Genomic DNA, 12,759 nt, shown 5'->3' with positions numbered 1-12,759 from the left:
TCTCCTCGACGCCGTCTGCTCTTTGTCCGGAGCCTAGGACGCGTCTGAATTGCGCTGCGTTTTTTTCCTTTCCCCGTGCCTTGCCCCTAGCATGGCCGCGCCGGCAACAACACGCTCCATCAATCCCTTGGCTCGCTGCACTGTGAAGCATTCGCAGGGGCTTGCTGCTGACCAGGATTTTTCCATGCCGACGTTCCGCTTGAATCCACTCAGTCGTTCCACTCGCACCTGGATCGCCAGCCTTGGCCTGGCGGCTCTATTGCCCCTGTCCGCCCAGGCCCACTCGGGCCATTCCCCGACCGACGCTCCCGCCGCTCACGTGCTGGGCACCCAGACGGGGCATTTCATCGAACTTCCCAGCCTCACGTCCGTGCGGGCCTTGAGCGCCGTTACGCCCAGTGGCACCGAACAGCTGCGCAGTGTCACGGGGCTCAGCCTGTCCGGCCTGGCCCTGGATGGCGCCGAGGCATTCGGTGACCTGAAGGTCTACACCGGTGGGGCATTCTCCGGCTCGGGCGCGCGTGCACTCCAGGCCGTCGATGACGTCATCGTGGTCGCCCGCGAGGACGGCAGTTTCGTGGCCCTGCTGCCCGAGTCCAACATCGTCATCCGGGGTGACGCGTCGGGAAGGCAGACCCTCACGCGCCACGACGCAAGTCACACCCATCCCCCTGCCTCGCGTGACTACGTCGAGGATGCGGACGCCGACCTGCCCCAGGCAGTGGAGTCCTTTTCAGGGGCTCGCAGCTTCCTGATCGATCGCAACGCCGAGGGGGAGGTCGTCGTCGACGTCCTGGCCGGGTTCTCGCGCAATGCCGTCGAGTACATCGGCGACCACGAGGCCTATGCACTGGCGCAGATCGCCTCGGTCAACCTGGCGCTGAAGAACTCCAGGGTCGAGGGCGTGCGCCTCCGCCTCGTGGGCACCCAGGTGATCGACGGCGAACATGCCATCACCCGGGAAACGCTCCACAAGCTGAACGCGCTGTTCGCCGACGGCATGCGCCAGTACGGGCCCGACCTGGTCACCGGCTTCTTCAGAGGCATCCCGGGCGAGGACACCATGCTGGGTTGGGGCAACATCCGGGGCCGCTACTCCATCAACGTGATCACCTCGCCCACCACGTTCCGCCACGAAGTCGGGCACAACATCGGTGCCAACCACTGCCCGGAAGGCGATGGCCACCACTACGGCTATCACAACGGTCGTGTCGGGACCATCATGTGCGGCAACCAGGTCAACTACTTCTCCAACCCGGATCTGAGGGATCGGCAGGGCGTGCCCCTGGGGCATCCGGAAATGGCCGACGTCGCCCGCCTCTGGCGTGAGAACAGCGCGCGCATGTCCGCCTACAGCCCCTCGGTGGTGCCTCTGGAAACCGAGCGTGCCACCCGGTTCCTGGAAGAGCGCGTCACGCTCGGCAGGAACGAATGGCGGCACTTCCCCATCGATGTGCCGGCAGGTACCGAGCGCCTGGCGTTCACCGCCAACCATGGTGCGGATCACGAGATACACGGTCGCATCCAGCTCTACCTCCGTTATGGCCAGCAGCCGACCGCCACGCAGTTCGACGAGCGTTCGATCATGGCGGCTGGCGTGGCCCTGGGCGTCAAGGACCCAAGGCCCGGGCGCTGGTACCTGGCCATGAGGGTGCAGGACAACCGTACGGCGACCGACCAGGTTCTCGAGGGCCATGCGTTCGCGAGGCAGCAGGACACGGTCGAGGCGCGTTACCTGCGTCTGGTCGCCAAGTCGGCGATAGAGGGGGGCAACGCCGCCAGCATCGCCGAGCTCCACCTGGCCAGGGCCGATGGGCGCTCGTTGCCCCGCGAGCAATGGCGGGTGATCTCGTCCAAGGGCTACAAGCCTGAGAACGCCATCGACGGGGGGACCGGTACCTACTGGTATTCCTCGTCCAAGGAGCGCTATCCGTACGACTTCGTCATCGATCTTGGCGCGCGCGAGCGCTTTTCCCAGCTGCATTACCTGCCGCGCCAGGCCAACGGCCTCCACGGCAATATCAAGGATTACGAAGTGCATGCCAGCGACCGGCCCGACGGCGACTGGACCCTGTTGGCCGAGGGCCAGTTCAGCGCAGACAACCTGGTCAAGCTGGCCAGCCTGAAACCGGTCGCCACCTTCTTGCCGCCGGTAGCCCAGATCGCCGGCCCGGCATCCGCCAGCGCCGGCGACACGGTCCGGCTGGATGCCTCCGCCTCCAGCGACCCGCAAGGCAGCGTGCTCAGCTACACCTGGTCGGCCTCGCCCAGGCTGGACTTCACCTATGACGGCCCACGGGTCTCTTTCAAGGCACCGGCGCTCGACAGGGACACCCGCTACACCTTCGAGCTGGCTGTGAGCAACGGCAAGCACACGGTGCGCAAGACCCATCCGGTGCTGGTGAAGGCCGGCATCGCGAGTTCACCGACCTGCCATCCCGAGTGGAGCGCGACCTCCGACTACGTGTCGGGCAGCAAGGTGCAGAGGAAGGGGCGCGCTTATGAGGCGCGCTGGTGGACCCGGGGTAGCGAGCCGGGTAACCCGGCGTCTACCGGGCCGGATGGCAGCGGCAAGGTCTGGCGGGACCTGGGGGCCTGCAGTGGTGCCAGCAACGAGACGCCTTCCACCCCTCCAGCCGTGCTGCCGCCCGTGGCGCACATCTCCGGGCCTTCTACTGCCGTTGCGGGCAGCGAGGTCCGCCTGAGTGCCGCCGCCTCGACCGATCCGGCCGGCCTGCCGTTGACCTATCGCTGGGGGGTGAGCCCGCAGGTTCCCTTCAAGGCGAGCGGTGCCAACCTGACGTTCGTGGCGCCGACGCAGGACAAGGATGTGTCCTACCGCTTCACCCTGACCCTGGGCAACGGGCAGAAAGAGGCCACGCGCACCCACGATGTGAAGGTCGGCGCCCAGGCCAGCGAGCAGCCGGGTACCAGCTGCGCCAAGCCGTGGAGCGCTGGCGAGGCCTACTGGGAAGGTAGCGAGGCGACCCACGGGGGCCGTCTCTATACCGCACGCTGGTGGAACCGCGGCTCCGAGCCGGGCAAGCCCGAGTTCACCGGCGCGGACGGTAGCGGCAAGGTCTGGCGCGACGAGGGCGCCTGCAACTGACGGACCTGGCGGCCGGCTGCTGCTGGCCGTCGTTCATGCGGGGTCGCCGGTTGCCGGGCGGCTCCGTATCATGGCGGTCCTGCCTCTCTCTTCTGCGTTGCCTCAAGGAGCCCGACATGAGCACGGAAGCCGAAAACCCCTTCCAGACCCCCACCGCCGAGTTGCTCGCACCGAAGACCGGCAGCGAGCACCTGCGCCTCTACAGCATCCCTGGCGTCGGCCTGGCCACCTTCTTCGGCACGCCACTGGCCGGGGCCTATGTCACCGCCGCCAACCTCAAGGCCATGGGCCGGGGTGGCGAGACCGGGAAGCTGTGGGCCGTCTCGATCGGCTTCTTCATCGCGATAATCGTCGCCGGTGCACTGTTGCCGGAGAACGTCCCCGCCATCGTCTTCGGCGTGGTCCAGGTGATGGCGATGAACGCCTATGCGCGGCAGTTGTTCGGCACGCAACTGGATCGGCACAAGGCCGCCAGTGGCGCGTTCTTCTCGTTGTGGCGGAGCGTGGGGATCGGCCTGCTGTTCATGCTGGCGTTCATCGTCGCCCTGGTGCCGATCCTGCTGCTGTTCGGGCTCGTCTGAGCCGCTGCCATGAAAAACGCCGGGCGATGCCCGGCGTTTTCGTTCCTGCGCCCGTCACCCCAGCGTCGGGTAGTCGGTATAGCCGGCTTCGGCGCCGCCGTAGAAGGTGTTGGCGTCCGGCTGGTTGAGAGCGGCGCCCTGGCGCAAGCGCTCGACCAGGTCGGGGTTGGCGATGTAGGGCCGGCCGAAGGCCACGGCATCGGCGAGGCCGCTGGCCAGGGCCTGCTCGGCACTGCCGCTGTCCAGGCCGCCGGCGAGGATGATCCTGCCCTGGTAGCGGTCGCGCAGTTCGCGCAGCAGGTCGTCGAAGCCCTCGAAGGTGCCGCCCAGCCAGTCCGGCTTGTTGATGTGCAGGTAGGCGAGGTTGCGGCTGTTCAGTTGCTCCACCAGGTAGCCGAAGGTCTCGCGCGGGTTGGCGTCGCTGATGTCGCCGAAGGTGCCCATCGGCGAGATGCGCACGCCCACGCGGCCGCTGTCGCCGGTGGTGGCGATCACGGCATCGACCACCTGCAGTACCAGGCGCGCGCGGTTGGCCGCGGAGCCGCCGTAGGCATCGGTGCGCTGGTTGCTGCCGGAGCAGAGGAACTGGTCCAGCAGGTAGCCGTTGGCCGCGTGCACTTCGACGCCGTCGAAGCCGGCTCGCAGGGCGTTGGCCGCACCCTGGGCGTAGGCGGCGACCACGCCGGGAATTTCATCGAGCGCCAGGGCGCGCGGCTTGGCGGTGGGCTCGCGGTGGTGGCTGCCATCGGCTTCCTGCACATAGCAGTCGGCCTTGGCCTGGATGGCGGACGGGGCGACGGGATCGACGCCGCCCGGCTGCAGCAGTGGGTGGGAGATGCGCCCCACGTGCCAGAGTTGCAGGACGATGCGGCCGCCCTCGTCGTGCACCGCACGGGTGACCTTCTTCCAGCCCTCGACCTGCTCGGCGCTGTGGATGCCGGGAGTCCAGGCGTAGCCCTGGCCTTCGGGGCAGACCTGGGTGGCCTCGCTGATGATCAGGCCGGCGCTGGCGCGCTGGGCGTAATAGGTGGCGTTGAGTTCGCTGGGGATGTTGCCGGGTTGCAGGCTGCGCTGGCGGGTGAGGGGCGCCATCACCACCGCGTTGGGAAGCTCGAGGCTGCCCAGGCGGGTGGGCTGGAACAGGTTGCGTGTGGTCATCGGTTCGATCTCCATCGGCTGCATTCGGCATGAATGTGGCGGTCGATTATGCCGGTGGCAATCTGGCTGACAAGTACGTACGATTCCGGCAGTCACTTACTGATGGGTAAGCAATATGAGCGAGCACGAGCCGATCACCACCGAAACCAAGCGCCTGGTTTCGGGCGACAAGGTCTACAACACGCCGGTGGAGGTGACGCTGGACGTGATCGGCGGCAAGTGGAAGTCGCTGCTGGTTTATCACCTGATGAAGGAGGCGCTGCGCTTCTCCGAGCTCAAGCGCCGCGTACCGGGCATCACCGAGAAGATGCTGACCCAGCAGCTGCGCGAGCTGGAGCATGACGGCGTGCTCTCGCGCACCGTGTTCGCCGAGGTGCCGCCGCGTGTGGAGTACCGCCTCACCGAGCACGGCGCGAGCCTGCAGCCGGTGCTGGAGGCGATGTGCGCCTGGGGCCGCTGCCACTGGCAGCAGCAGGGGTAGCCGACGCTCGTCCTGCCACAAAAGGAAAACCCCGCCGAGGCGGGGTTTTCTTTTCGTAGCGAGCCTCAGGCCGCTTCGGCTTCGGTCTGGCTCAGGGCGCGGTTGAGGGCGCTGAACAAGGCCCGGAAGCTGGCGGTGGTGATGTTCTCGTCGATGCCGATGCCGTGCAGCGCGCGGCCCCCTTCCAGGCGCAGCTCGATATAGGCGGCGGCCTTGGCGTTGGCGCCGCCACCGATGGCGTGCTCGGAGTAGTCCATGATCTCCACCTTCACCGGCAGGCTGGCCACCAGGGCCTCCAGCGGACCCTTGCCCATGCCGCGCAGGTGCTGGGTCTCGCCCTTGACCTGGACTTCGATGTCCACCGCGCTGGTGCCGTTCTCTTCCTGCAGGCGATGGCCTTTCAGGGTGTAGGGCGTGGTGGCCTGCAGGTACTCGCTGTCGAGCAGCTTGTAGATCTGCTCGGCGGTCATTTCGAGGCCGAGGCGATCGGTCTCGCGCTGCACCACCTGGCTGAACTCGATCTGCATGCGGCGTGGCAGGCTGATGCCGTACTCCTGCTCCAGGAGGAAGGTGATGCCGCCCTTGCCCGACTGACTGTTGACGCGGATGACCGCCTCGTAGCTGCGGCCGATATCGGCCGGGTCGATCGGCAGGTAGGGCACTTCCCAGAGCGCGCCGTCCTGCTGCTGGGCGAAGCCCTTGCGGATGGCGTCCTGGTGGGAGCCGGAGAAGGCGGTGTGCACCAGGTCACCCACGTAGGGGTGGCGCGGATGGACCGGCAGCTGGTTGCACTCCTCGACCACCTTGCGCACGGCGTCGATGTCGGAGAAGTCCAGCTTCGGGTGCAGGCCCTGGGTGTACATGTTCAGCGCCAGGGTCACCAGGTCGACGTTGCCGGTGCGCTCGCCGTTGCCGAACAGGCAGCCTTCGACGCGGTCGGCGCCAGCCATCAGGCCCAACTCGGTGGCGGCCACGCCGGTGCCACGGTCGTTGTGGGTGTGCAGGCTGATGATCACGCTGTCGCGCTTGTTGATGTGGCGGCCGAACCATTCGATCTGGTCGGCGTAGACGTTCGGCGTGGCGCACTCAACGGTGGCGGGCAGGTTGAGGATGATCTTGTTGGCCGGGGTCGGTTCCCAGACGTCGATCACCGCGTTGCACACCTCCAGGGAGAAGTCCTGCTCGGTGGAGCTGAAGATTTCCGGCGAGTACTGGAACGTCCACTGGGTTTCGGGCTGCCTGGCGGCGAGCTGCTTGATCAGGCGGGCGGCGCCGGTGGCGATGTCGATCACGCCCTGGCGGTCCTGGTTGAAGACGATGCGGCGGAAGGACGGCGCGGTGGCGTTGTAGACGTGGACGATGGCCTTCTTCGCGCCCTTCAGGGATTCGAAGGTGCGGGTGATCAGGTCTTCGCGGGCCTGGGTCAGCACCTGGATGGTCACGTCATCAGGGATATGGCCGTTCTCGATCAGTTCGCGGACGAAGTCGAAGTCGGTCTGCGAGGCGGAGGGGAAGGCCACTTCGATTTCCTTCAGGCCCACCTGCACCAGGGTCTTGAAGAAACGCATCTTCTTCTGCGCGTCCATCGGCTCGATCAGCGACTGGTTGCCGTCGCGCAGGTCGGAGCTGCACCAGATCGGCACCTCGGTGATGGTCTTCGACGGCCAGGTGCGGTCGGGCAGGTTGATGGCGGGGAAGGCGCGGTATTTGCGAGACGGGTCTTTGAGCATGCTCATGGGGCAATCCTTGTTCTGATGGGCCTGATGACGGCGGCCGGCCAAATGAAATGCGGGGTGGAGCGGGGCGTCGCGATTCAGCTACGCAGTCGTGGGCTGACCAGGCGTAGGCAGGCGTGTTGACGCAGGAGGATGAGGGTGTGAGCGGTTTTCATGCCGACAACCCTATTGGCTTGGGTTGAATATGGCAAGGCTTGTCGGAAAATTGGTGATTTCGTGCGTTGGTCGGATCTGAGCGATGGTTTTTTGCTCGGGTAGCGGCGAAATGTAGCGGGAATTGCGCGTCAGCCCAGGAGCGAGAGTACGGCCTGGGGCATCTGGTTGGCCTGCACCAGCATGCTCTGCGCTGCCTGCCGGAGGATCTGCTTCGAGGCGAGGGTGGCCGATTCGGCGGCGAAGTCGGCATCGGTGATGCGCGAGCGGCTGGCGCTGGCGTTCTCGGAGATGTTCTGCAGGTTGCTGACCGTGTTGTCCAGGCGGTTCTGGATGGCGCCCATGTACGCACGCTGGCGGTCCACGTAGGCGAGGGCGTCGTCGATGTCCATCACCGCGAGGCCCGGGGTCTTGATCAGGTTGACGTTGTTCAGCGCCATCGCCCCGGTGTTGAAGGAGGCGAGGCCGATGTCGATGGTTTCCCAGGCGTTGGCGCCGACCTGCAGCGAGGTCTGCACGCCTCCACCGGTGGCGTTGGCATCGAACAGCTTGGGCTCTTCCAGCTTGAAGCCCAGGGAGCCGGGCGTACCGGTGCCGCGGTTGGGCAACACGTCCTCGGCGGTGAGCACATCGCCGCCGTCGGCATCGAAGCCGCCAATGGCGCCGGTGTCCTCGTTGGTCAGGTCCATCCCGGCGATGAAGGCCGCGCCATTGGCGGAGAACTGGGTGCCGAAGTCGGCGGCGCTGGCGAAGGCGCCATGGCTGGCGTTGGCCAGGGCGTCGTCGAGGGTGGAGTTGGCGTGGCCGGCCAGGTACTGCATCACGTCCTTGATGCCGTTGCCGCCGGCGGCCTTGATCTCCGCGTGCATGTAGCGCACCGCGGCGTAGGAGGCGGAATACCCGGCGCTGCTGCCGATGCCGCCGAAGGCGCCGACCACCGCGCCGATGCTGCTGGCGGCGATGTCGCTGCGCAGGCGCTCGTCGGCACCCTGCACCGCCTCCGCCGTGCCTTCCTTGAACCAGCCGGGCAGGGCGTTGAAGTTCATCGCCCGGCCCATCACCGCGTGGGTCATCTCGTGGGCGAGGACGCGGTCGGTGTACTGGCCGGGGTTGTTGCCGCCGTTGGGCAGGCTCGACCCATCGAAGTAGGCCATGTTCACGTCGAGCACCTGGTTGTAGTACTTGCCACCGGCGCCGGGGGAACCTGCGACCGAGGCCAGGGTGGTGCTGGACGGGTCGTTGCTCAGGGTGATCTTCAGCGTGGCGCCGTCGGCCTTGATCCCGTAGGCGTCGAAGACGCGCTGCTCGCCCTCGCTGATCCAGAAGCCCTTGAGCGAATTGAGCACCGCGCGCTCGTCGAGCTTGCCCAGCTGCGAGCCGCTGTCCTGGCTGAAGATCTTGCGGCCACCGAAGGTGGTGGTCTCGTTGACCCGGTTGATCTCCTCCAGGAGCTTCTGCGCCTCCTGGTTCAGTGCGGCGCGGTCGGTCTCGGAGTTGGAGCCGTTCATGGCCTGCAGGCCGAGCGTGCGGATGCGCTGCAGCGCGGACGTCACGCTTTGCAGCGCACCTTCCCCCACCTGCAGCATCGACATGCCGTCATTCGCGTTCCGCGTGGCGACGTTGAGCCCGCGCACCTGGGACGTCAGGGCATTGGAGATCTGCAGGCCGGCGGCGTCGTCCTTGGCGCTGTTGATGCGCTGGCCGGTCGACAGGCGCTGCAAGGTCTTGCCCAGTGCATTGTCCGTGGTGCTCAACTGTCTTCGCGTGAACGAGGAGGCGATGTTGGTATTGACCGTCAGCATCCTGTCTCTCGCTCGCACTACCGGAAATTCCGGTATCGACACTGCATCGGCGGGCGTACTGGCTTCTTGATGCCGCTGCGGTTTCAGCCCGACGAGTGGTCGAAGGCTGCGGCGGGCGTGGCCTGTGGCGATTGTGCGGGCAGCCGCAGCTCGCGCATGTCGGCTCCGCTCGGGTGTTGGAACACGCGCAGGCCGAACTCCGGGAGGATTGCCAGCAGGTGGTCGAAGATGTCCGACTGGATGGCCTCGTAGCGCGCCCAGGCGGTGGTGCTGGTGAAGCAGTAGAGCTCCAGCGGCAGGCCGTCGGCAGTGGGCGCCATCTGCCGCACCAGCAGGGTCATGTCCTGGCGGATGTCGCCGCTGTGGCGCAGGTAGTTCTCCACGTAGGCGCGGAAGGTGCCGATGTTGGTCAACTGGCGGCTGTTGATCGGCAGGCGGCTGGACTCGTCCAGTTGCGCGTTCCAGCTGAGCAGCTCGCTCTCCTTGGCCTTGAGGTAGCCGTCGAGCAGGCGGAAGCGGTGCAGCCGGGCCAGGTCGTCGGCATCGAGGAAGTGCACGCTGTTCTGGTCGAGGAACAGGCTGCGCTTGATGCGCCGGCCGCCGGATTCCTGCATGCCGCGCCAGTTCTTGAACGAGTCGGTGATGAAGCGCTTGGTGGGGATGGTGGTGATGGTCTTGTCCCAGTTCTGCACCTTCACCGTGTGCAGGGCGATGTCGATCACATCACCATCGGCGTTGAGCTGCGGCATCTCCACCCAGTCACCGACGCGGATGATGTCGTTGGAGGTGATCTGCACGCTGGCCACCAGCGATAGCAGGGTGTCCTGGAAGATCAGCATCAGCACCGCGGCCATGGCGCCGAGGCCGGAGAGCAGGATCAGCGGCGAGCGGTCGATCAGGCTGGCCACCATGAGGATGGCGGCGATGGCGAACACGGCGATCTTCAGCACCTGCAGGTAGCCCTTGATCGGCCGCAGGTGGGCGTCGGGGCGGCGCTGGTAGAGGCCGTTGACGATATCCAGCACCGCGCTCAGGGCCAGCGCGAGGGTGAGGATGATGAAGGCGGCGCAGACATTGGTGACCACCGTCACCAGGGACGTCGGCAGGCCCGGGATGACCTTGACCCCGCTGGCCAGCACCAGGGCCGGCACGACGTTGGCCAGGCGCTTGATCAGGCCGTGGTCCTGCAGCTTCGCACCGCCGTTCAGACCGGTGGCGACCAGGCGATAGAGCCCGCGCACGAGGATGCGCTTGACCATCCAGTTGGCCAGCCACGCGCCCAGCACCAGCAGGGTGGAGGCGCAGAGGGTGAGGAGTTCGGGGTGGCCGTTCAGCCAGTCCATCCAGGTTGCCAGCTCGTGGGGCATATGCGGCTCCATGTCAGCGGTGTGATCGGGCCGGCCGTTGAGGCGGGCCTCCGGAGCTGGCGGACCTTAGCAAAAATGCGCCGCACGGCCCAGGCGGCGTCTGTAAGGGGAGTTGTATGGCGGCGCCGGGCTCGGGTCGCCCCGTGCCCGTCGTCAGGGCTTGAAGGCCCCGATGAAGATGGCCGGGTCGACGCGTACGTCGTTGAGGCTGACGTTCCAGTGCATGTGCGGCCCTGTGGCCCGGCCGGTGGCACCGACACGCCCGACCACGCCGCCGCGCGGCAGCTGCTGGCCGAGTTTCACGTCCACCTTCGACATGTGGCAGAACATGCTGATCAGCCCCTGGCCGTGGTCGACGAACACCGTCTTGCCGTTGAAGAAGTAGTCGCCGATGAGCACCACCTTGCCTGCCGCCGGGGCCTTGATCGGTGTGCCGGCACCCACGGCGAAGTCCAGGCCCGAATGCGGGTTGCGTTCCTCGCCATTGAAGAACCGGCGCAGGCCGAAGGGGCTGGAGAGCGGCCCGTTCACCGGCTTGTCGAACAGCAGGTTGCTCGGCGTGCCCGGGGTGAAGCTGCGGTAGGCGCGGGTCTGCTCGGCCAGTTCGCGGTCGATGCGCTTGAGGTCCTCGGGCAGTGGGTTCACCTGGCGGGTGTTCTTCAAGGTGATGCGCTGTTCCTTGTAATGCTTCTTGCCGACGCTGAAGGCCAGGCTGCGGCCATCGTTCACCTTCACCTGCTGGGTGCCGGCCGGGGTGCCGAGCGGGATGCCGACGATGGCGATCCAGTCGCGGCCTTCCTCCTTGACCACCAGCACCGGCTTGTCCTGGAAGCGCGCCGTCGGCGCCTGGGCGCCCTGGCCCAGCTGCACCACGGCGACGCCGCCGGGCACCGGTTTGTTCAGCAGGCGGCTGATGAAGCCTTCGGCCTGGGCGGGGAGGGTGACGGCGAGGAGCAGGGCGAGCAGCAGGCGCATCTGTCAATCCAGCAGGGAGAGGGTGACCGGGGTGAGGTGGTTGTCTTCGACCCGCACGTCGAGCTCGCCCTCACCCAGCCAGGCCTTGAGACGCTGGCCGGGGCGGGTCTGGGCGGCGTTGCGGATGGCCTGGCCACGCTCGTCGAGCAGGATGCTGTAGCCCCGGCCGAGGGTCGCCAGCGGGCTGACCACATTGAGCGTCTGCACCTGGCTCTGCAGCTGCAGGCGGCGTTCCTTGAGGCCTTCCTGCATCGCACGGGGCAGGCGCGCGGCGAGGCTATCCAGGCGCTGGCGCAACAGGCTCAGGGCGCGGCCGGGGTGTTGCGCGGCCAGGCGCGTCTCCAGGCGCGCGAAGCGTTCCCTACGGGTGCTCAGCTGGCGGTCGAGGGCGCGCTGCAGGCGCATTTCCAGGTCGTCGAGGCGCTGGGCCTGCTGGCGCAGGCGCTCGCCCGGGTGGCGCAGGCGACGGGCCAGGCCATCGACGCGCAGGTGGTGATGGGCGATCTGTTGCTGCATGCGCAGCACCAGGCGTCGCTGCAGGCTCTCCAGGCGCTGGCGCAGGTTGCTGGAGTCCGGGGCCAGGAGTTCGGCGGCAGCGGAGGGCGTGGGCGCGCGGACGTCGGCGACGAAGTCGGCGATGGAGACGTCCGTCTCGTGACCCACGGCGCTGACGATGGGGGTACGGCAGGCCGCCACGGCGCGGGCCACGGCTTCCTCGTTGAAGCACCAGAGGTCTTCCAGCGAGCCGCCGCCACGGGCGAGGATCAGCGCGTCGAAGCCCTGGGCATCGGCCCGCTCGATGGCGCGGACGATCTGCGCGGTGGCCTCGCGGCCCTGCACGGCGGTGGGCACCAGGGTCAGTTCCACCTGCGGGGCGCGGCGGCGGAACACGCTGATGATGTCGCGGATCACAGCGCCCGTGGGCGAGCTGACGATGCCGATGCGTTGCGGGTGGACGGGCAGCGGGCGCTTGGATCCGGCGTCGAACAGGCCCTCGGCGGCGAGCTTTTCCTTCAGTGCCTCGAAGGCCAGGCGCAGGGCGCCGTCGCCGGCGGGCTCCACGGCGTCGGCGATCAACTGGTAGTCGCCACGGCCCTCGAACAGCGAGACCTTGCCGCGTACCTTCACCGCCAGGCCGTCACGCAGCGCCTGGCGCACCTTGGCGGCGTTCTGCCGGAACAGCGCGCAGCGCACCTGGGCCTGGCTGTCCTTGAGGGTGAAGTAGAGGTGGCCGGAAGCGGGCTTGGCCAGGTTGGAGATCTCGCCTTCCACCCAGACCTGGGGGAACACGTCCTCCAGCAGGTGGCGGGCACGCTGGTTGAGCTGGCTGACGGTCAGCACCTCGCGGTCGAGGCCGAGCCGTTGGAAGGGGTCTTTGAACATGGGCGGCATGATAC

At 67.2% G+C, this 12,759-nt stretch carries 9 protein-coding genes; 3 read left to right on the top strand and 6 right to left on the bottom strand.

The window, feature by feature from the left end:
- Positions 1 to 184: 184 nt before the first annotated feature.
- The gene (locus WFQ67_RS13830) at positions 185 to 3,109 is read left to right on the top strand and encodes a discoidin domain-containing protein (RefSeq protein ID WP_337057207.1); all 2,925 of its coding nucleotides are present in this window, start codon (positions 185 to 187) and stop codon (positions 3,107 to 3,109) included.
- A gap of 116 nt (positions 3,110 to 3,225) precedes the next feature.
- Positions 3,226 to 3,690, top strand: a complete 465-nt coding sequence (locus WFQ67_RS13825) for a hypothetical protein (protein WP_337057206.1) — start codon at positions 3,226 to 3,228, stop codon at positions 3,688 to 3,690.
- A gap of 54 nt (positions 3,691 to 3,744) precedes the next feature.
- Here WFQ67_RS13825 and WFQ67_RS13820 read toward each other — a convergent pair whose 3' ends face one another.
- Complete coding sequence (locus tag WFQ67_RS13820) at positions 3,745 to 4,848, bottom strand: alkene reductase (RefSeq protein ID WP_337057205.1); 1,104 nt, start codon at positions 4,846 to 4,848, stop codon at positions 3,745 to 3,747.
- A gap of 115 nt (positions 4,849 to 4,963) precedes the next feature.
- Between WFQ67_RS13820 and WFQ67_RS13815 the strand changes: the two genes are divergently transcribed.
- Positions 4,964 to 5,329: a winged helix-turn-helix transcriptional regulator gene (locus WFQ67_RS13815; RefSeq protein WP_111263286.1), complete on the top strand. Its 366-nt coding sequence runs from the start codon at positions 4,964 to 4,966 to the stop codon at positions 5,327 to 5,329.
- Between the two features lie 65 nt (positions 5,330 to 5,394).
- Here WFQ67_RS13815 and leuA read toward each other — a convergent pair whose 3' ends face one another.
- From leuA to xseA, 5 genes are all read right to left on the bottom strand, one after another.
- On the bottom strand, positions 5,395 to 7,065 hold the full coding sequence (gene leuA, locus WFQ67_RS13810; RefSeq protein ID WP_213626118.1) for a 2-isopropylmalate synthase: 1,671 nt from the start codon (positions 7,063 to 7,065) through the stop codon (positions 5,395 to 5,397).
- A 284-nt stretch (positions 7,066 to 7,349) separates the two neighbouring features.
- Positions 7,350 to 9,020 carry a flagellinolysin gene (locus tag WFQ67_RS13805; RefSeq protein WP_337057204.1) on the bottom strand — a complete coding sequence of 557 codons (1,671 nt, stop codon included), beginning with the start codon at positions 9,018 to 9,020 and terminating at the stop codon, positions 7,350 to 7,352.
- Positions 9,021 to 9,103: 83 nt separating this feature from the next.
- Positions 9,104 to 10,387 (bottom strand): mechanosensitive ion channel family protein, encoded by a 1,284-nt coding sequence (locus tag WFQ67_RS13800; protein WP_337057203.1) that lies wholly within the window; start codon positions 10,385 to 10,387, stop codon positions 9,104 to 9,106.
- A 153-nt stretch (positions 10,388 to 10,540) separates the two neighbouring features.
- Complete coding sequence (locus tag WFQ67_RS13795; RefSeq protein ID WP_337057201.1) at positions 10,541 to 11,362, bottom strand: peptidoglycan DD-metalloendopeptidase family protein; 822 nt, start codon at positions 11,360 to 11,362, stop codon at positions 10,541 to 10,543.
- A gap of 3 nt (positions 11,363 to 11,365) precedes the next feature.
- The gene (gene xseA, locus WFQ67_RS13790; protein ID WP_337057199.1) at positions 11,366 to 12,745 is read right to left on the bottom strand and encodes an exodeoxyribonuclease VII large subunit; all 1,380 of its coding nucleotides are present in this window, start codon (positions 12,743 to 12,745) and stop codon (positions 11,366 to 11,368) included.
- Positions 12,746 to 12,759: the final 14 nt, after the last annotated feature.

Source organism: Pseudomonas sp. USHLN015 (genome assembly GCF_037153275.1).
Taxonomy (GTDB): domain Bacteria; phylum Pseudomonadota; class Gammaproteobacteria; order Pseudomonadales; family Pseudomonadaceae; genus Metapseudomonas; species Metapseudomonas tohonis.
The sequence above is the reverse complement of the archived record's forward strand: the minus strand, read 5'-3'. Positions and strand labels throughout refer to the sequence as shown.